19 protein-coding genes are annotated in these 20,866 nt (G+C 38.0%); 2 read left to right on the top strand and 17 right to left on the bottom strand.

All coding sequences use genetic code 11. The features are described 5' to 3' along the window. Positions 1 to 11: 11 nt before the first annotated feature. The 6 genes from ACSU6B_RS02060 to ACSU6B_RS02035 form a co-directional block, all read right to left on the bottom strand. The gene (locus ACSU6B_RS02060; RefSeq protein WP_410882341.1) at positions 12 to 1,499 is read right to left on the bottom strand and encodes a DEAD/DEAH box helicase; all 1,488 of its coding nucleotides are present in this window, start codon (positions 1,497 to 1,499) and stop codon (positions 12 to 14) included. Continuing rightward, positions 1,484 to 2,476 (bottom strand): nuclease-related domain-containing protein, encoded by a 993-nt coding sequence (locus ACSU6B_RS02055; protein WP_410882787.1) that lies wholly within the window; start codon positions 2,474 to 2,476, stop codon positions 1,484 to 1,486. The genes ACSU6B_RS02060 and ACSU6B_RS02055 overlap by 16 nt, the downstream gene beginning before the upstream one ends. A 284-nt stretch (positions 2,477 to 2,760) precedes the next feature. Beyond that, positions 2,761 to 2,904 (bottom strand): hypothetical protein, encoded by a 144-nt coding sequence (locus ACSU6B_RS02050; protein ID WP_410882339.1) that lies wholly within the window; start codon positions 2,902 to 2,904, stop codon positions 2,761 to 2,763. A gap of 446 nt (positions 2,905 to 3,350) precedes the next feature. Beyond that, positions 3,351 to 4,199, bottom strand: coding sequence for a DegV family protein (locus tag ACSU6B_RS02045; RefSeq protein WP_410882337.1), 849 nt, complete (start codon positions 4,197 to 4,199; stop codon positions 3,351 to 3,353). A gap of 136 nt (positions 4,200 to 4,335) precedes the next feature. Then, positions 4,336 to 5,019, bottom strand: a complete 684-nt coding sequence (locus tag ACSU6B_RS02040; protein ID WP_168246289.1) for a response regulator — start codon at positions 5,017 to 5,019, stop codon at positions 4,336 to 4,338. A gap of 69 nt (positions 5,020 to 5,088) precedes the next feature. After that, positions 5,089 to 6,231 carry a sensor histidine kinase gene (locus ACSU6B_RS02035; RefSeq protein WP_410882335.1) on the bottom strand — a complete coding sequence of 381 codons (1,143 nt, stop codon included), beginning with the start codon at positions 6,229 to 6,231 and terminating at the stop codon, positions 5,089 to 5,091. A 329-nt stretch (positions 6,232 to 6,560) separates the two neighbouring features. On the opposite strand from ACSU6B_RS02035, the gene ACSU6B_RS02030 reads away from it, so the two are divergent. Both ACSU6B_RS02030 and ACSU6B_RS02025 read left to right on the top strand, forming a co-directional pair. After that, positions 6,561 to 7,193, top strand: a complete 633-nt coding sequence (locus tag ACSU6B_RS02030) for a YigZ family protein (RefSeq protein WP_410882333.1) — start codon at positions 6,561 to 6,563, stop codon at positions 7,191 to 7,193. A gap of 146 nt (positions 7,194 to 7,339) precedes the next feature. Next, positions 7,340 to 8,350 carry an LCP family protein gene (locus ACSU6B_RS02025; RefSeq protein ID WP_410882331.1) on the top strand — a complete coding sequence of 337 codons (1,011 nt, stop codon included), beginning with the start codon at positions 7,340 to 7,342 and terminating at the stop codon, positions 8,348 to 8,350. Positions 8,351 to 8,464: 114 nt separating this feature from the next. Here the strand turns inward: ACSU6B_RS02025 and ACSU6B_RS02020 are convergent, their stop codons facing one another. The 11 genes from ACSU6B_RS02020 to ACSU6B_RS01970 all read right to left on the bottom strand — a co-directional run bounded on the left by ACSU6B_RS02020 (position 8,465) and on the right by ACSU6B_RS01970 (position 20,681). Continuing rightward, positions 8,465 to 9,514, bottom strand: a complete 1,050-nt coding sequence (locus ACSU6B_RS02020) for a glycosyltransferase family 4 protein (protein ID WP_214998971.1) — start codon at positions 9,512 to 9,514, stop codon at positions 8,465 to 8,467. A gap of 235 nt (positions 9,515 to 9,749) precedes the next feature. Beyond that, complete coding sequence (locus tag ACSU6B_RS02015) at positions 9,750 to 10,481, bottom strand: WecB/TagA/CpsF family glycosyltransferase (protein ID WP_410882329.1); 732 nt, start codon at positions 10,479 to 10,481, stop codon at positions 9,750 to 9,752. Between the two features lie 87 nt (positions 10,482 to 10,568). Beyond that, positions 10,569 to 11,378: a teichoic acids export ABC transporter ATP-binding subunit TagH gene (tagH, locus tag ACSU6B_RS02010; RefSeq protein WP_088089635.1), complete on the bottom strand. Its 810-nt coding sequence runs from the start codon at positions 11,376 to 11,378 to the stop codon at positions 10,569 to 10,571. Positions 11,379 to 11,394: 16 nt separating this feature from the next. Next, positions 11,395 to 12,198, bottom strand: a complete 804-nt coding sequence (locus ACSU6B_RS02005; RefSeq protein WP_246869604.1) for an ABC transporter permease — start codon at positions 12,196 to 12,198, stop codon at positions 11,395 to 11,397. A gap of 136 nt (positions 12,199 to 12,334) precedes the next feature. After that, positions 12,335 to 13,483 (bottom strand): CDP-glycerol glycerophosphotransferase family protein, encoded by a 1,149-nt coding sequence (locus ACSU6B_RS02000; RefSeq protein ID WP_410882327.1) that lies wholly within the window; start codon positions 13,481 to 13,483, stop codon positions 12,335 to 12,337. 46 nt (positions 13,484 to 13,529) lie between these two features. Continuing rightward, entirely contained in the window at positions 13,530 to 13,928 is a 399-nt protein-coding gene (gene tagD / locus ACSU6B_RS01995; protein WP_410882325.1) for a glycerol-3-phosphate cytidylyltransferase, read from the bottom strand. Positions 13,929 to 14,096: 168 nt separating this feature from the next. Beyond that, positions 14,097 to 16,403 (bottom strand): bifunctional glycosyltransferase/CDP-glycerol:glycerophosphate glycerophosphotransferase, encoded by a 2,307-nt coding sequence (locus tag ACSU6B_RS01990; protein ID WP_410882323.1) that lies wholly within the window; start codon positions 16,401 to 16,403, stop codon positions 14,097 to 14,099. A gap of 125 nt (positions 16,404 to 16,528) precedes the next feature. Further along, a complete protein-coding gene (locus ACSU6B_RS01985; protein WP_410882321.1) occupies positions 16,529 to 17,725 on the bottom strand; it encodes a CDP-glycerol glycerophosphotransferase family protein in 1,197 nt (398 codons plus the stop codon). A 31-nt stretch (positions 17,726 to 17,756) separates the two neighbouring features. Continuing rightward, complete coding sequence (locus ACSU6B_RS01980; RefSeq protein ID WP_410882319.1) at positions 17,757 to 18,923, bottom strand: CDP-glycerol glycerophosphotransferase family protein; 1,167 nt, start codon at positions 18,921 to 18,923, stop codon at positions 17,757 to 17,759. A 22-nt stretch (positions 18,924 to 18,945) separates the two neighbouring features. Next, positions 18,946 to 19,971 (bottom strand): ribitol-5-phosphate dehydrogenase, encoded by a 1,026-nt coding sequence (locus tag ACSU6B_RS01975; RefSeq protein ID WP_410882317.1) that lies wholly within the window; start codon positions 19,969 to 19,971, stop codon positions 18,946 to 18,948. Then, complete coding sequence (locus ACSU6B_RS01970; protein WP_410882315.1) at positions 19,968 to 20,681, bottom strand: IspD/TarI family cytidylyltransferase; 714 nt, start codon at positions 20,679 to 20,681, stop codon at positions 19,968 to 19,970. Before ACSU6B_RS01970 ends, ACSU6B_RS01975 begins: the two co-directional genes overlap by 4 nt. Positions 20,682 to 20,866 lie beyond the last annotated feature (185 nt).

The following is a 20,866-nucleotide window of genomic DNA, read 5'->3' as shown; positions in this document are numbered from 1 at the left end:
CCTCTCTCTTTTTATTGATTGAGCAAGCCCCTTTTAATACCTTCTCGGTTCATCGAGACGATTTGCTTTCTTGCCTTTAACATCTCTTCGGTTTTTCCATAATGAAAATAGGTCACCACCCCATCAGGATGTTCCTTACTCCTCCCTGCTCTTCCGGCAATTTGGACGAGGGCACTTTCTGTAAAAATGGCATCTTCGGACCCAACTACGGCTACATCAATGTTGGGAAAAGTTACTCCTCGCTCAAGAATAGTTGTCGTTAACAGTAAAGGAATTCCTTTGGATCGCATTTTTTGCACCTTTTCTTTGCGGTCAGGGTCTTCGGCATGGACAGCTTCTATAGTTGTATCAAATTGACGCAGGATGGGGAGGGCTTTTTCCATCAAAGGGATATGCGGAAAGAAGACTAAGGCTTGTTTATTTGCTTGAATCCGCGCCGAAGTCCAGCGGAGGACATTCGGTGGCAATTTATTTTTCTGCAATTGCTTTTGCCAATTCCCACACCATACAAAGTTGGGGACCGGGAGCGGATGGCGATGGAAACGAGCTGGGATCGTGGTGAATGCTCGTTTCCCTGTACGGCATTCCCTTTGCCACTTTTCATTGGGCGTGGCGGTTAGGTAGATCATGGCCGATGATGGCTTTCTCGCCTGAATGGCGGCATACTGGAGAGATTCCTCAACAGTATAAGGAAAGGCATCGACTTCGTCTAAAATGATCGTATCAAAGGCATGGTGGAAGCGGAGCAGCTGGTGGGTGGTCGCAATCGTGAGAGGAGCATAGAGGTGACGGTCCTCGCTTCCGCCATAAAGAGAAGCAACTTTTATTTCCGGGAAGGCGGCTTTTAGTCTAGGAGTGAGCTCTAAGACGACATCCGTTCGCGGTGTGGCAATACAGATTCTTTTTTTAGCAGCAAGTGCGGCTTCAATTCCAGCGAATAGGACCTCAGTTTTCCCTGCCCCGCAAACGGCCCAAACTAAGTGCTCCTGATTTTGTTGAATGGCTTCAATTACATGCTCTGATGCTTCTTGCTGTCCTTGTGAGAGTGTCCCCTGCCAATGTTTGATTTTTGCAGGGAGATGGGTGTCAGGCACCGGGCCATTCCAGCCGATGAGTGGCGTGCATTCGTTAATTCTTCCCATCATGATGCAATGGCGGCAATAGAGACAGGTTTCGCCACATCGTGAGCATGGGTAAGATGCAAAATGCTGTGGGTCCTTATTTCCGCACCGGGAGCATATGGGCTTTTTTCCGTTGTACTCGATTCCTTTCCGGTAGGTGACATAGCCATTTTCATAATGTGCTTGCACTTCATCTAATGGAATTGGGATATCTTCTAAGAGGAGTTGTTTGCCCGTGAGAAGCTCCTGAAGATCAGGATTGTATTGGAAGTTTGGATTTAGATGCGGCTGCGGGATGCTGGCGATGTGCGTAATTTGGAGTGAATCAACGTCTTTGATGCTAGGAATTAGGAGTTTATTTTTTATAACAAAACGCACGAGGACACCTCCTCCGGAGTCAGATAATAGAGTCGATCTTTTGTTTTACCTGTTGTTTGCAGGTTTAATTTATGAACAACTTTTTGAGTGGTATCAGGGGATGGGAGATGTAAATAGTTTCTCAATTCTAGATTGGTCATTGTTGGCTTGTATAGGTAGAAATAGTGACTGAGGCTTTTTAGGATGGCATCTTTTGAAGAGGTTTGACAGGCGGGACAAATCCATTTTCCTCTTTTGAAATTCATTGGGATATAGTTACATTTATCATCTGGACAACAAACTCCGCTCCGGATATCTTTTTCGGTAAGATTGTATTCTTTTAAGATATCAATTGGTTTTGGACTGTGTTGACTTAAGAGCAATTTTCCGATCTTAGTCAAGGTATCGGTATCTACCTTTTCTTGATGATTTCGTTGTTCCATTGATTCGATTTTATTAAAAAGGTCTCTTCCCTTGCATACTTTACTAAAATCTGTTTTGTCTCCGGAGTTAGTTTTCAAGATCGTACTGGTACTTTTGAAAAAAACAAGGGTGTCTACCGGGAGAAGATTGCAGCCGTTTTGGACCAGCCAATTGCGTAAGAGGGATTGCAGTCGTTGGCATTGAACGCGCGGGTCCTCGAATGATTCTTCAGTTCCATCATCATGGGTACGAATTAGCTGCTTGAAGACATTATCAAAAGTTAATGTGCCTGCGATGTTTTTTGCTTCGATGATTAGGATGTAGTTTTGTGAGAGGAGAAGTGTGTCGATTTGAAAGTGTATGCCATTGTATTTTAATTGGAGGTCATGGAAGATAAGGTATTTATCATGTGGAAGTTCTTTAACGTAGTTTGCTAAGGCAATTTCGCCCCAGTAACCTGCCCATCGTTTGGCGAGATCCTTTTCAATTTCTTGATATTTGCTGTGACCGAGTATTAGTCTTATTTTTAAGATTTGGGTTAAGAATAGTCTTTGCGGAGGGGTTAATTTTTTCATGATCAATTCATTCGTCAGCTCCTTATTCTTTTTTGGAAGATTTCTTCAAAAAATGGAGGAATTCCTGCTAATTTGTCGAAGGTTTTTATATTTTTTGTAGATATGTGACGGTCTGGTGTCTTTACAATTGTTGCTAGGGGATTCCGCCAACTTTTGGAGTTATTCCGCCAATCTTCGTACGGATTCCGCTAACTTCGGAACCTTTTCCGCCGATTCTCCTGATGATTCCGCCAAACCCCTTTAAATTACCTTTTTTTAATATCTCAAGCCTAGCCTCTGGTCATTTACGGCCTGGCTCTCAGCCGTTCGATTCCGACAACTTGGGCCGGGATTCCGCCAACTTTCGGAGTTATTCCGTCAATCTTCGTACGAATTCCGCTAACTTCGGAACCTTTTCCGCCGATTCCCCTGATGATTCCGCCAAACACTTTTTAATTACCTTTTTTTAATGTTTCGAGCCTATTCCCTGGGCATTATACTCCTTGGTCCCTGCCAATGGATTCCGCCGAAATGGTCCGGGATTCCGCGAACTTTTGGAGTTATTCCGCCAATCTTCGTACGGTTTCCGCTAACTTAGGAACCTTTCCCGCCGATTCTCCTGATGATTCCGCCAAACACTTTTTAATTACCTTTTTTTAATGTTTCGAGCCTATTCCCTGGGCATTATACTCCTTGGTCCCTGCCAATGGATTCCGCCGAAATGGTCCCGGATTCCGCGAACTTTTGGAGTTATTCCGCCAAACTTCGTCCAGATTCCGCCGACTTCACAACCTTTTCCACCGATTCCTCTGATGATTCCGCCAAACCCCTATTTTCCCACCAACCGCTTAAAATTAAAAACCATTCCGGCCGAAAGGACGGAATGGTAACTCACTTACTTTTCTAATTTTTTCATCCAGCCTAGGCCCATGGATCCTTCGCCGAGGTGAGTACCGATCACTGCACCGAAGTAGCCTATCGAGAATTCAACGTTTGGATACCTGGCAGCCAATTCATCGCGCCACTCCTTGGCGGCTTCTTCTCGATTGGCATGAATAATGACGGCTTGATATTCGCTGCCGCCTGACACATCCTCACTTAGCAAATCGACCATTCGATTCATTGCTTTTTTCCGGGTGCGGATCTTTTCAAACGGAACAATCACCTTGTTGTCAAAATGAAGCAATGGTTTGACCTGGAGGAGGCTCCCGATAAAAGCCTGAGCACTTGAAAGGCGGCCGCCTCGCTGCAGGTGCTGTAAATCATCTACCATGAAATAGGCACGAGCCGTTTTTTTCAATTCTTCTAAGCGGTCCATAATGGAAGCAGCGTCCTTGCCTCGGGATGCCAGCTTTGCTGCCTCGATCGCGTAAAAGCCTTGAACCATGCAGCTGATTTCTGAATCAAATGGGTAAACGACGATGCCTTCAACCATCGTACTCGCTGCGTTAGCCCCTTGGAAAGTGCCGCTGATCCCACTTGATAGGTGAACACAGATGACGGCATCATATTCCTTTGAAAGGTCTTCAAATAGCTCGACAAATTGGCCAATTGGCGGCTGAGAGGTAGTAGGCAGCGCTTTTGTCTTCACCTCATCATAAAACCGACTCCAAGATATATCAATTTCTTCCTGGTAAACCTCGTTACCGAAGATGACATGTAACGGGATCATATGTATATTCCATTTATCACGTACATCCTTTGGGATATACGCAGTACTATCCGTGACAACAGCTGTCTTCATAAAAACTACCATCCTTATCTATATAACCACTCTATTGATTTTACTATTTTATATGAAATAGAGCTAAATTGCATTACTTCGCAAAAAAACAAAAAGAGCATACCGTGAAGTATGCCCTTTACTATTTTATTAAATCTTACTTTACTTCAACCCAGCCATTTTTAATCGCAACAACAACTGCTTGGGTACGGTCGTTGACATTCATTTTTTGTAAAATGTTTGACACATGGTTTTTGACTGTTTTTTCACTGATGAATAAACCTTCACCGATACCACGGTTGCTTTTTCCATCGGCAAGCATTTGGAGCACTTCGCACTCGCGTCGTGTCAATAAATGCAATGGTCGGCGAATTTCCATTGTTGGCATATAGCCGCCGCCGCCACGAGCCACACCCGCAGCAAGCTTGCGATATTCGTTCACCAAATTATGGGTGACCTTTGGATGTAGATAGGAACCGCCATCCGCCACAACACGCACTGCTTCAATCAGGGCATCGGCATCCATTTCTTTTAATAGATAACCTTGTGCACCCGTCTGCAGGGCATGGGTCACATAGTTTTCATCATCATGTATGGATAAGATAATAATCTTCGTTTTCGGATATTTTTCAACCAACTCACGAGTTGCTTCGATCCCGTTCTTTTGCGGCATGTTAATATCCATGATAACAACGTCGGGTTGGAATTCTTCTACTAATCTTAGTGCTTCACAGCCATCATCGCCTTCAGCCACAACTTGGAACGATTTTTCAAATTCTAGTATTCTCTTAACGCCTTCTCTAAATAGTTGGTGATCGTCTATAATGACAATTTTTGTAATCAATTGGTACGCCCCCTAATCCTTCTAATTTCGAAATTTTTCTCCATTGGCGGTAGGTTCATTTATTTTTTAGTTAATTAGTGGAACTCGAATGAGTACTACGGTTCCCTTGCCTATTTTTGAATCAAAGGTAATTTCGCCTTCAAGCAGGTCGACACGCTCGCGCATCCCTATCATGCCAAATGACTCAGGTTTCTTTTGCATGATATCAAAACCGACCCCATTGTCCTTGATCAAGACGGTAACTGAGGCATTGGTTATTTCTAATCGGACCTTGATTTCACAAGCATTTGCATGCTTCAGTGCATTTTGCACCGATTCCTGGATCATCCGGAAGAGCGCGACTTCATACTTAGTAGGGAGCCTGCGTTCTAGGCCTATATTCACAAACTCGATTTTCGAATGGTTATGATATTCTTCGATGGTTTGTAAGTATTTTCTGAGGGTAGGGACAAGACCTAAATCATCCAATGCCATCGGACGAAGGTCATAAATAATGCGCCGGACCTCATAAAGTGCCGATCGGACCATTTTTTTAAAGCTTTTGACCTCAGAAAAAGCCTCATCCGCGCCCTTTTCCCTATAAACACGTTCGATTAAGTCGGAGCGCATGATGACATTGGCAAGCATTTGGGCGGGACCATCGTGAATCTCCCTTGAAAGCCGCTTGCGTTCCTCTTCCTGTGCTTCAATTATCTTTAAGCCAAAATCTTGTTTGGCTTTCGCATGTTCTAGGACTTTACCAACCTGTTTCAAATCACTCGTTAAGTAATTCATCACGACGGAAATTTGCGAAATAAGCTGGTCGGCACGATCAATTGTTTCATCTAATCCTACTAGACGGTTTTCAAGGTCTGCCCGTTTATCCAAAAGCTGCTTTTTGTACTGCCAATTAATCGAAAGATCCATTTGCAGTTGATGGGCCTTTTCGTAGGCATCACGGACCTCTTCTTCAGAGTAATTTTTAAAATTCATACTGACTTCTGACAGCATACTCCGCGCCTCGAGGACTTGTTTCTCGAGCTTCTCGCCTTCTTTTATGAGTTTGCTCATCATTTTCTTGATATTGTCTAATTCATTGATCATATTTTCGTAATCTTGACGGCATTGCTCGCCTATCTGGAAAATGTCGGTTTTGCTGCAAGTAACAGTTTCAATCATTTCTTCACGAATTTCATCAATTGATTTCATATTAATCTGCTTAAGCTTCATACACATTCCTCCGATAAGAAAAGCAATAAGCGCCTGGACGCTAAGCTAAACAATAATCTAATTTCAGTGAATGATATTTTATTATCTTTGGATTTCAAAATTCATCATACTACCTTTTAACATATTTTACCTTGAATTTTATCAATATGCGAATATGAACTTAGATTGTATCCTTAATTTCAGTAAAAAAGTAGTATAATGGTAGTATCTCTTTTTGTCTATAAAAATAGGTTTTCACTACCTTTATCTTTTTTATTATAACACGGAAACTTTACTGCCATATTAAAGTTATATTACACCAATATGATATTAAGGAAGGAGTGCGCAATATGTTGCCTCGTTACCATACAGTAAAACAAACTGGTGAACATGAAATTATTATTCAAAAATCAAGATTTATTGCCCACATCAAAAGAACCGAATCGGAAGCGGAAGCCCAGGAATTCATTCAAACATTGAAGAAAAAATATTGGGATGCCACGCATAACTGTTCTGCCTATCTGATTGGCGAGCACGATCAAATTCAGAAAGCCAATGATGACGGCGAACCAAGTGGTACAGCCGGCGTTCCAATCCTTGAAGTTTTGAAAAAAAGAAAGCTGAAGGATACAGTTGTGGTCGTTACCCGCTATTTTGGCGGGATTAAATTAGGTGCAGGCGGTTTAATTCGTGCCTATGGGAAAGCCACGTCGGAAGGCTTGGATGCAGTTGGGATTGTCGAAAGAAGGCTAATGCGGGTCTGCCATGTAAAAATTGATTATTCTTGGCTTGGCAAGATTGAAAATGAATTGCGGTCGTCCATCTATATCCTTAAAAATATCCAGTACCAGGAGAATGTCGAAATTGAAGTATTTGTCGAAGAAGAGAACCAACCGGCTTTCACAGAATGGATGATTGAAATGACAAATGGACAAGCCGATATTACTGCTGGAGAAGTTACCTATCTTGAGTCAGATAACTAGGAAATTTCTTTCCCCCCTACCTATTGAGAATAGTAATAATATTGTAAAGAAAATTTCATTTTACCAATCTCAATAAATATTATAAAATAGAGTAGATTTTCAACAAAAATTGACAATTTTCTATTTAAACTACTAGGAGGCAATCTATGTCTATCAATAGACAAGTGTATAAAAATAATAACAAGGGTAAGGTAAAGAGAAGACTAAGACGAAAACGAATCTTACTATGGATCGTAATGCCCCTTCTACTATTAATAATAGGCGCAACAGCTTACGGCGGATTTTTGTATAATAAGGCTGAATCAGTGATGAATAAATCCTACAAGCCAATTGATCGTGATACCAAAGCGAGGGCCAATGTAAAACTTGAAAATACATCAATACTATTTATTGGTGTCGATGATAGTGAAAAGAGAAAATCAAATGGCAGATCTCGTTCAGATGCCTTGATGCTGGCTACTTTTAATAAGAAAGAAAAATCTATTAAGCTATTGAGTATCCCGCGTGATTCATATGTTCACATCCCCAAGAAGAATATTTATACGAAAATTACTCATGCCCATGCTTATGGCGGCGTGAAACTTACGCTTGAAACAGTCGAAGAATTGCTTGATGTACCAGTCGATTATTATGTTAAAATGAATTTCAACGCGTTTATTGACGTTATTAATGCGCTAGATGGTGTGAAAGTAGACGTTCCATTCACATTTTCTGAACAAGATTCCCAGGACCACGCGAAAGCAATCACCTTGAAAAAAGGCGTACAAGAATTAGATGGTGAACAAGCTCTTGCGTTTGCACGGACAAGGAAAATGGATAGTGATATTCAAAGAGGACAGCGCCAGCAGCAGATCTTTAAAGCCATCCTCTCAAAAGGATCATCCATAAAGTCTATTTCTAATTACACAGACGTGATGGAAGCTGTTGGGAAGAATATGTCAACAGACTTAACGTTTGACCAAATGAAATCGTTTATTAGCTATATCCAGGCTGGTAGTGGAATCGATGTTGAATCACTATCACTAAAAGGGTCCGATTCATATATTGATCGTGTTTACTATTATCAGCTTGATGAAACGGCCCTAGAGGAAACAAAATCAACACTTAAGACACACCTTAACAGAACAAATACAGCAAGTGCAACGAAAGTTGAATAAGAAGCAACCCGGATTAGATAGTATCCGGGTTCTTTTTTTACATAAATGTCAAATAAAAGAAAACAATAAAAGGGTAAATCACAACGCCTTCCTCTGTTGTGATTTACCCTTTTATTATCTATTTTTGTTCAAAATCCCCATGATTCGAAGGAGCGGCCGGTAATTCTTATTAATTAAACCAATCGTTTCAACAAATAATTCAATGGCCAGCACGATAATGGTAATGATTAAGATCGAGCCCCATACGGTTGTAATCGTAAAAATAAAGGCTGCGAGGCCAAACATGGCGCTCATAGCATAAATTAACAGAACCGTTTCTCGATGCGTAAAACCTAATTCTAGTAAACAATGATGTAAATGGGACTTATCTGGTGCGGATAATGATTTCTTATTGTAAATACGACGGATGATTGCAAAAAAAGTATCTGAAATCGGAACACCTAAAATAATGATTGGAACAACAAACGAGATCAAGGCAACATTTTTAAAACCGAGCAAAGCTAGAACTGAGATCATGTAGCCAAGGAAGAGTGCCCCGGAATCTCCCATAAAAATTTTTGCCGGATGAAAATTAAATAGTAGAAAGCCTAACGTACTCGCAAGCAGGATTGTCCCCATGGCAACTACATAACCATTTCCCATCACAATCGCCATCCCGGAAATAGTGATAAAGGCAATCGAGGAAACGCCAGCTGCCAAACCATCAAGTCCATCGATTAAATTGATTGCATTGGTAACGCCAACAATCCAGATGACTGTAATTGGAATACTAAAGATACCAAATTCTAAGGTCCCATTAAACGGTAAGTTAATAAATTCAACTTCCACCCCGCCCCAGATCACAACGATCAGGGCAGAAACAATTTGTAAGGTAAATTTTATTTTGGCCGATAATTCAAAGATATCATCTAAAATACCGGTAACTAGTATGATTAAACCACCAGCAACAATAGCTGCATGGTAGGGACTGCTTGGGTGCAGGATTAAAAGACCGAAGAGAAAACTAATATAAATCGCCAGTCCGCCTAAACGCGGCATAATCTTAACATGTACCTTACGCTGATTAGGACTGTCCGTTGCTCCTAATCTAAAAGCCAATTTTTTTACGATTGGAGTGATTAATACGGAGCATAAAAAACATAATATTAAGGTCAGATATAACATGAAGACCCTCCCTATGAATATAATGCCCCATTAATAAATTTTAGAAACAGGCACATATTTCTAAGTACACAACGAACATATTATAGCACATATTTTTTACTTTGGTATATTTTGTTGAATTGTCGGAAAATTTCTTCTTAATAAGCTAGCGTTACTAGGATTTATTAGTCACGATCCCACACCATGTAAGACGAATGGTTACTCCAAAAAGTTACATTTATTTTAGAATAATCGCTTATTTGGTGAACTTTAATTGGAAGATTTCCTGTAAAAAACGGGGGATGGCTAACATTCTCCTCCACCTCGACGGCTGCGAAATCAAGCGATAGAACCATTCGAGGTTCATTTTTTGCCAGAAACGAGGGGCACGCTGGACCTCTCCAGCGAGGACATCGATGCTGCCGCCAACCCCTATACATACTCCTTTTGGAAATTGAGCCAGATTTCTTGCAATCCATTGTTCTTGTTTAGGGAACCCTAATGCCACGAAAATCAAATCGGGGCTTGAGGCTTTAATCTCAGCAGAGATCGGATTGTTCTCCCAATCAAAAAAGCCATTATGACTGCCCACTATTTGAACATGCGGAAATTGACTATTGATATTAGCCACAGCTTTTTGATTGGTCTCTTCGCGCCCGCCCAATAGATAAATTTTCAACTTATTCTCGTTCCCAAGTTCCAGTAGACGGATCATTAAATCATAACCTGCGACCCTCTCCTTAATCGGGGTATTTAATATTTTTGACGCTAGAATAATCCCATAACCATCAGGAACCACCATGTCGGCTGATTGAATGATTTTTTTATAGTCGGGATGTTCATGAGCGTACATGACAATTTCCGGGTTGGCTGTGACAATGAAAGCTTTGCGATTACTTTTTATCATTTCATTAAGAATGTTAACTACTTCATTAAATTGTTTATTGATAAAATCAATACCTAATATATCGACGGTGTTGTTCTGCATGGTTTTTATCCTTTTGTATTTTTTCATATTTATAAAAAAAAGGCTCAAAAAAATGGATCTAGCCAATTATTTTTGAGCCTCTTTTTATTATCTAGCTGTATTTAATACTAATCTGCTCTGCTTTTCTAAGGCTGTTTCTCTAAACTTTCGCTGTTCCTCTTTAGACATGGCCTTAAATTCTTTGAGAAACGCTTCATATTGCGGAACCACTTCCGCAGTCGTCCCATATGCTTTGATTTGACCAAATTCTAACCATAAAGCTTTTTGGCAAAAATCTTTAATCTGGCCAATCGCATGGCTTACAAAAAAGATGGTTTTGCCTTTCTCTTTAAAGCTGTACATTTTTTTCTTTGATTTTTCTGCAAATGCTTGGTCCCCAACGGAGAGCGCCTCGTCGATAATTAATATATCGGGATCCACTGTCACGGAGATGGCAAAACCAAGCTTTGATTTCATACCACTTGAATAGGTTTTTACAGGCTGATCAATAAACCTTCCTAGTTCGGAGAAATCAATAATTTCGGGTTCGAGCTCCCGGATTTCTTTTTTACTAAAACCGAGCATTAAACATTTCAGCTCAATATTTTCTCGACCTGTTAAATTATTGTTTAACCCAGAGGCAATCGCAATTAAAGATGTTTGTCCAATCGTTTCGACCTTTCCATTTGTAGGTGGAACTACGCCTGCAATAATGTTGGATAGAGTCGATTTTCCGGAGCCATTTACACCAATTAAACCAATCACATCGCCTTGTTCAGCGGTGAAACTTATATTTTGCAACGCGTAGAAATCATCACCATAGCCATTGGGCAAAATGATATCAAGAAGCTTATCAGATGTTCTATTATACAATTTGTATTTCTTTGATACATTATCAATAATAACTGTTTTAGTCATTTTATCCACTTCCACTTTACAAGTAGTCTACAAATCGGTTTCGAAATTTCAAGTGCAGTGCGGAGCCTATAAATAACAACACGAAAACAAGTCCCCAAAAGTAGGCGGTATATTTAATGTGTTCAATTAGATACCAGCTATGCCCTAACAGAGCAGCGCGATAACCTTCAGCAATATAGTATAATGGATTAAACTTCATTACGCTTTGAACGATATGTGGAAGTCTTTCAGGCGTCCATAATAATGGTGTCAGATACAGCAGCATTCTGACAATCGCTTGGACAATCATTTGTACATCCCGTACAATCGTCGCTAAGGTAGAGGTAATTAATGAAATAGCTACCAGTAGAATAATGGTGGCAAACATATAATAGGGTAACGACAAATAATAGATCGATATAGGATAGCCAGTAAATTGAAAGATAACCACAATGACTCCAACTAACATGAGATGCTGATAAAATTTCGATATAATGACATAGGTTGGAATAACACTCATCGGAAAGCTCATTTTTGCGATTAAGGCGATCCTCGTATAGATCGACTTTGATGCGTCCAAGATTGCTGGATTAACAAAGAACCAAACTAAAATACCCGCCAGCATCCAATAGAAATACGGAATCCCCTCTACTGCACGTCCACCACGGATACCATATCCGAATACAAAATAATAGATACCTATTTGAATCATGGGATTGATTAATTCCCATAATATCCCTAAATAATGACTGTTATTTGCACTTTTTAATTCAAAAAGGGATAATCTTCTGATGAGATAAAAACTGCTAATCTGTTCCCTTATGACCTTAAACATTGACATCGTGTTGATCCTTCCTAAACGATTTAATTGGGGATATAAGATAAGACCTTTTCATAAAATGAATCATTCCCCCTCAAAGACCATAACATTTTACCATAAAAAAAGGATAAATTCTAACTCAATTAGACATATGTAGTTAGTTTGAGTTCTTATCCCTTTGATACGAGTCGCTTTGTGATTCTTTAAAAATGTAATCTACGAGCTTCTGGCTGGATATCCCGTTTGAATATTTATTCCAAATGTCAGAAAAACTGGTAACCTTCTGATAATCAAATAAGTTATCTTTAATAATCGTAATGATTTCATCCGTATGTTTCGTGATCGGACCTGGAACGGTCTCTTCAAAATCCTCCCACAATCCTCTTTCCACTTTGTATTGTTCAATATCATAAGTAAAGAAGATCATGGGTTTATTTAATAATGAAAACTCATATGGTATGGAAGAATAATCTGTAATCAGCAAGTCAGTGATAAGTAACAGTTCATTAGCATCATAACGTGAGGATGAATAATCATAAACAAAATTAGAATATAATTCATTGTTTTCTAATGAACTTTTTATCGCAGGATGGAAACGGAGCAACAAAACATATTCATCACTGAGCTCCTGATACATTTTTTCTAAATCCAATTTTAATTCAAATTGATCTAATTGATGATCCCTGTAGGTTGGGGCATACAAGATCACCTTTTTGGATGTTAATTCAGGATTCTCATCTAATAATTTAGAAATAATTGCTTTATGTTTGTTCTCATCAAAAAAAAAGTCAGTTCTCGGTATTCCTGTTCGAAGAATGTTTTGATCCTTTAGGGCAAATACCTGTTTAAAAATATCAGCCATTTTGTCTGACCCAACAACAACCTTATGAAATTTTTCGTAAACTCGTAGAAATCGCTTATGAGCCCTTTTACTACGATTGACATTGGACTCATCCTCCAGTCCAAACTTTTTAATCGCACCTGCTGCGTGCCAAAGCTGGATACATTCCACACCCGTTTTAAAATTAGTTGAAGCCAAAACCCCAAAATAGTTATCAATAATAATTTTTTTGGAAGTAGCGAGGTGATAGATGGAACGCAATAGATCGATAAACGATGTTTCAAATGGAATGACAGGAAGAGCAGGATATTTCTTAAAAAGTGAAAGTGAAGAACCCTTACATAAAAAGACAATTTCCTGTTGGATATTCTGGTGAAGAATTTCCTCGTACACATATTTGGCATTATCCCCAAAGGAAACCAGAAAGGTGACCTTATTTTTTAATGGGAATGTTTTACAAATCATAAAAAAACACTTAAATATAAACAAATAAATGGATATGACAATTTCTCTAATCATTTTTCACATAATTTAAATCGGATTTAATTTTGGAGGTTGAGATACCGGTAGTTCTTGGCAAATAAACCACTTCACAATACCTTTTTAGAAAATCAAAATGACCTTTCCAATCATCACCCATTACAAAGACATCAATATTATGGTCAATTACGTCCTGGATCTTTTGTTCCCAGCAGGATTCCGGAATGACGTGGTCAACATAGCGAATTGACTCCAAAATTAATTTTCGGTCCTGATAACTATAGTAGGCTTTTTTATTCTTTTCGATATTAAATTCATCTGTTGATAGACCAACGATTAGAAAATCTCCTAATTCCTTAGCTTTTCTTAATATATTGATATGACCAACATGGAGCAAATCAAAAGTCCCGTACGTTAATACCTTTTTCATTCTTTTCAACTCCTCACCGAGTTTTCATTGCAGCGTTTATTCACCACTTGAAAACTCTTGCAGAAAAACAATCCAGTTCCCATTATATATCCCACTAGTTTTTATTTCAAACACTAGTGAAAGGATTCACGTTCGGTCTATGTAAAAATAAAACCATGATAGTTACTATCATGGTTTTATTAGTATATCCACAAATCTTTTTGCAGATTCTCCGTCAAGATCATCGAAGAATCGATGTTTAAAGCTTTCAATCTTTTTAAAATCAAACTGTTTTTCTTTCACCGTTTTGATAACCTCGTCAGTAGTTTTTACAATTGGCCCTGGAACAAAGTCAGAGTATTCATAGTAAAAACCACGATCTTCGAGATACTCATCAAGGTCATATGCAAAGAAAATCATTGGTCGTTCCAATAAAGAAAATTCAAAAACTAAAGATGAATAATCACTAATTAAAATATCCGTATTGATTAATACATTATTTATTTCATTCGAACTCATATTTATAACAAAGTCTGCAGCTTCCTCCGGTATTTGAACTTTTTTGGTAACAGATGGATGAAGCTTTAATATCAGTACATATTCATCTGAAAGTTCTTCAGCCATTTTTACTAAATCCAATTTAATATTAAAATTAGCCCGCTTACCTGGACCACCTCTAAACGTAGGTGCATAGGTAATCACTTTTTTATTTTTAAGTTGTGGATAGGTTCCCAGATATCGCTGGTGAACGAATTCCATTAAATCCTTATCAAAAAAGACATCCGTTCGCGGCAACCCTAATGAATAAATATTTTCTTCCGGCACTTCAAATGCCTCAGCATAGTGAGGAATAATTTCTTTACTTGTAACTACGGCTTTTGTGTAAATTTGATGAGCACTGCGTTCAAATTGGGCGGAATTACTTTCACGATACCCTACGGCACTATGGCCAAATTTCTTAAAAGCACCAGCTGCGTGCCAGGTTTGAATCACTTCCGTTTGCTTGCGCACACGAAGCTTATATAATGGACGATAATAATCATCTAAGATTAAATAACGGGAAGTCGCGATATCATAATACAGTCTACAGAAATCCCTGAAATTTCGCTTTTTCTTGAAATGACCTCTAATTTTGTAATCTGGGCGCTCATTAATTAATTCATCATAAATATGCTCAAATGAATCCGTTAATCTCGGAAATTTGTTGGTCGCCATCGTAATTTTCTTTTGTACAGGCAGGGTGCTAAAAAATGGAAAAGCTGCCCGCCGGACAAGGGCCGTTTTCACCTTGGTTTTTATTTTTTTAAATTTAACTTTTACTAGATAGAAAAAGATCGGGGAAAGATTATTTCTTTTCCATGCTTTCTTAACCGCCATGAACACTTTTTGTTTTTTCGAAGTCTCTAAGGCATGCAAAGAACCTGGATCCAGTTTTGAGAAACAAACCTTTAGCCATTGTAGATATAGTTTTTTTGCAGCTGGACTAACCAGTTTATACCGATCTGCAATTTCATAGGTCATCACTCTATGTAACGACGGAATCTGATTAAATAAATGATAATCTAAAGTTTTCACCCACTTCAATACCAGGGTAAATGATTCTACTTGAGTTTTTTGATCCTTGCTTACAAGCGCACTTCGAATAGCAGGCCAAATATCTGCTGAAATAATTCTGGTATAATAACTTTTCTTTAAAGCAAATCGGGTATGTTGATTTGAAATATATTTATCCCATAATTGATCGGAAATACGTAAACTTTTAAAAATATCGGTTAAAACCTTTACTGAATTCACGCGCACAGTTTGTGATAAGGATAAGTTCTCCTCCGCTTCCCTAGACCGATATTTATAAATGATTTTATCAACTGTATATATTTTATTTGCCTTCATATAGGCTTCAATCACAAATGGCTGATCCTCGGTTACATGAATATCTGCAGGAAACCGTATTCCTTTAACGATTTTAGAATGGTAAAGCTTATTGCACGGTCCCAATGAGAATAGTAACCCTGGATTGGAGACAAGGCTCTTTTCACCTGGAATGTATACACCATTATTCACGTGACTAGCGATAAACCATGTTTCTGTACTATTAAAGCTTAAAGAAGTTCCTAAAACGATATCTGCCTTTTCTTTTAACGCACTATTATACATGGTTTCTAAGGCATCTAGTGGTAAGAGGTCATCTGAATCAACAAAACTAATGAATTCACCTCTCGCAACTTCTAAACCATTGTTCCGAGCTACCCCGGGTCCTGAATTTTCTTGTTTAATAAAGACAATATTTCCGTATTTATTTGCAAATTCCTCAATGATTTCTGGACTTCGGTCACTTGACCCATCATCAACCATAATAATTTCAATGTGATCTAACGTCTGGTTGACAAGAGACTCCAATGTCTCCGTAATATATTCTTCCACATTAAAAACTGGGGTAATTATACTTACCTTTACATCTTCTAATTCAGGATGAATGATATATTGAAGTTTACTCATATAATATCTCCTCTGTTGTAAAAAAAACAAAGCACCATTTTTTGAAACGCTCATCTTTTTTAACTATTATTTACATCATTTTCCTCTTTTATTATTAAATATAAGAATACGGATAAAATTCGATTCTATTTGGAATCTGCATCTACGATGAGTTGGTCTACTACACGATCGCTTGATTTCCCATCTGTATGATCAAAAAAGTAATCAACAAATGTCTCGATTTTTCCCATTTTGAAGTCTTTATTTTGAATGGTTTCAATTAATTCATCTAATGTCCTTGCTAATGGACCAGGGATAAATGAATCATATTTATAATAAAAATCTCGTGTTGCTATATATTCCTCTACATCTGGAGAATAGAAAATCATCGGTTTATTTAATAATGCATACTCAAAGCAAACAGAGGAGTAATCGGTTATTAATAGATCTGAGATAAATAATAAATCATTAATTTCCCGATAATGTGAAATGTCGTAGAAAAAATCTTTATATTCTTCAGGGATTTGCCAATAGTCTTTTACAAATGGATGCATTTTAAATAGAAAAACATACTCATCATGTAAGGCATGATAAAGTTTATCTAGATGAAGATAATCCTTCGGATAATAGGCAGACTGCTGGCCGTCCCCTCGAAAGGTCGGTGCAAACATAATGACTTTTTTTTCAGATAAAATGGGATACTTTCTGTATAATTCTTCTTTAACCTTCACTTGGTAAGCTTGATCAAAAAAGACATCCGTTCTTGGTATCCCAGTTGCAAAGACTCGATTTTCACTAATCCCAAAGCCTTCAGCATAATGCTTTGCCACACTCTTCGAACTTACGATTACCTTCGTGTAATTGCGATGATTCAAAGAATGAGGGTCTGGACCGCCTGGAAGACCTACACGGCTGTATCCAAAGGTTTTAAACGCACCGACTGCATGCCATAACTGGATAAGATCGGCATCTTTCCGTATCTTTAATGGATAGACCATCGGATAAAAGTCATCCAACAAAATAAATTTTGCGGTTGCCAGATGAAAAGCTAAACGAACCATTTCCCAATAGGTTTTATAAGCACGCGTACTCTCTTTTAAAAAAAAATGGTATTGGTAATTTACATTTTTTCTTTTTAATGTCTGATATACAAATTCAAAGTTACCGCTTAAATCGGTTCGGCTATCTGATGCAAATAATATTTTTTTTTTATTTAACGGAAATAGGCAAAAAAGTAGGTAAAGCAATCGAAACATAACTTTACGGAAAAAACGGTAAACAAGACTAAATTGAGAGCTGTTTCCTTTACTTTCCGCTTGGTTTTCCATTTTATTTTTTAACATTATTAATCTCCTACTGGAAAATTTATGCGATCTAGCTTTTTTCAATTAAATTATCTACGATTCTTTTACTTGTTTTTCCATCAAAGTATGTAAAAAAACGATTTCTAAATTGCTCAATTTTTTTCAGATCAAATTCATCTTGTTGGATCCACTCAATCAGATCTTGCGTTTGATGAAAGAACGGCCCTGGAATGAATGACAGGAAAGGAAAATAAAAATCTCGTTCCTTTATATACTCTTCAAGGTCATCAGCTATAAAGGCAATTGGCCTGACTAATAAACTATAATCAAAAATAACCGATGAATAATCTGTTAAAAGAATATCAGCTAGAACTAGTAATTGTTCGATGTTGAATTTTTCCTTTACATGAAAGACAAAATCTTTATCTTCTTCCTTAATGGTGATCTCCGAACGCATATATGGATGTAAATGAATCAGTAGTACATATTCATCTCCGAGAGTTTCCCTCATAGCTGAAAAATCGATAGGACAGTGAAATGATTCTTGATAATGACTTTTCCCTCTAAACGTAGGAGCATATAAGATAATCTTTCTTCCCTGAATCTCAGGAAATTCACTCTGTAATTCTCCCATCAATCTGAACTGCTCTCGTTTATTAAAAAAATAATCTGTTCTCGGTACACCTAATGGGAATATCCTTGAGGATGGCATATCGAAGGCTTCAGCATAAAAAGGAATGACTTCCGAGGAACTCACAAATACTTTACTATAATTTGAATGAACCTTAACATGTCGTAAATAATCTGAACTTGGACCAAATTCTTTATCTACGGTGCTTAAGCCAAATTTCTTGAATGCACCTGCTGCATGCCAAAGCTGAACTATATCCGTTCCCTGTCGAGGTTTTATCACATAAACGGGGAAATAATAATCATCGATGATAAAATAACGGGATGTTGCTAAATGATAACTCGCTTTAACCATATGTAGGACATAGTGGAATTTGCCTAGAAATGAGCTGCTATACTTTTTAAAAAGAAAATTACACGTCCAATTGGGATATCTTCCGTGTAATTCCTTATAAATATAATAGAGATTTCCCTGAATCTCAGTGGCCCGATAGGAAGCAAAGGTGACCTTTTCATTATTTACTTTAAAAAGAAGGCATGACAGGTAAAAGATCATCTGAATGAATCCCTTCACCATAATTGTTGGAAAAATTCTCACTAAATACATCGCCATGCCTGCCTTTTTTATTTTATATTTTCCATTCGAGAATGGTTTTTCCCCACGAGTTTGTCAGGTCTTTTTCAAATGCATCAATAATATCTTGGATGTTCTTTACTTGGTGAACTTCTCCAATCAACATGCCAAAATAATCGACCACTTCCGGGTGCTCAACCATGAAATTTACAGTGTTGACAAAATCATTTCGTCCACTTCGACTGCTGCCAATCATTGTAAGACCTTTTTCTAGAATCATTCTAGTGTTTATTTCAACAGGATATTCTGAGACACCGAGAATACAAATAGATCCCTCTGGATTAATATAATCAATCATTTGATTAATCGCAGATTGGCTGCCATGCCCGCCAACACATTCAAATCCATGATCAATCCGTAAATCATCCGGAATCTCATCAATTTGATACGCTTCATCAACAAACGAAAAATGATCCATTTTATATTTTGTTTTCCCAAAAATATAAACTTTGCTATCCGGATAGCGTTTCTTTAAAATCAGCGTGGTTATATAACCTAAATTCCCATCTCCCCATACCCCGAACGTATTTTTTCGAGCATGTGCCCTTGCCTCAAAGCGCACTAATGCATGCATACTGATGGTGATTAATTCCATAAAAGCTGCAACCGATGGATTAATTTCTTCTGGTAAAGGGACAATCCGATCCCTATTAAGAAAAACATAGTCCTGCATAAATCCATCGTAACCACTTGAACGAAATTTACTTGATCGCAAGTAATTTTCTGCAATAACTTCATCTTTTTCAGTTGGGGTATTCGGTACCATTACGACCCGGGTACCAGGTGCAAACTCATTATTTGGATCATAAACGACCTTACCAATCCCTTCATGGATAAGCGCCATTGGCAGTTTCTTTGCCATTGCTTCCTTTCCACGAGTGCCGGTGTAATACCTTTGGTCCGCCGCACATATGGAGAGATGGGTGGGACGCACCACAATTTTATCGGACTGAATGGAACGATCTTTATAGGTCACTTCAAACTGCCGTGGCGACACTAAACGATACACTTGATTAATCATCGTGAAACCCTTTCTTGTAGGATTGCATTAGCAACCTTCAAATCATATGGGGTTGTTACCTTTATATTAAATAATTCACCCTTGACAATCTTAACCTTTTCACCTGCAAGCGCGCAAATTTTACATGCATCCGTAAGAATCATTTTTTGTTCCTCGGTTAGTGCATTATAATAAGTAACCAATTTCTTGATATTAAAGCTTTGTGGCGTTTGTCCCTGGTACATAGTATCCCTTACCGGAATGTTTGAGATAAATTCTCCATCCTCAGATTGGATAATCGTATCAATCGCCTCGATCACTGTATCAACAGCCCCAAACTTAATGGCCGCTTCAATATTCTCTTCAATAATTCGATGCGTTAGAAATGGTCTAACAGAATCATGGGTAATAATCACATCATCATCGTTAATTCCAAAAGTTTTTTCGATATATCGGATGCCGCTCATGATCGATTCATTGCGATCTTTTCCGCCTTCAATCACAACAATCCTTGCGTCTTTTCCAATATATTTATTAATAATATCTTTGGCATGATTGACCCATTCTTTCGGTGTAACGACTAGAATCTTCTCAAAACGATCATTCAGGATAAACTTTTCAATTGTATGTATAATGATAGGTTTACTATTTAAAGTTAAAAACTGCTTGGGCATATTAATATTACCCATTCTTGTTCCTTTTCCTCCGGCAAGAATTTCTGCAAAAATCATTGTCCACACTCCTTATCATACTTAACATGCTTAATTTATTTAAAGTAACTTTATTATTAAAATGATACATAATTAACCGTACCACTCTTCATCCTAATTAACAAAAAACGACAAATTTCTTGACAAAAACTCAATTAAAACTATACACTCTTTCAAATACATTTTCAAGCGAGGTAAGATTTCAG

Origin of the sequence: Neobacillus sp. C211 (assembly GCF_051842875.1) — a bacterium.
Taxonomy (GTDB): Bacteria; Bacillota; Bacilli; order Bacillales; family Cytobacillaceae; genus Neobacillus.
Note: the sequence above shows the minus strand (reverse complement) of the source record. Positions and strands in the feature narration are given on the sequence as shown.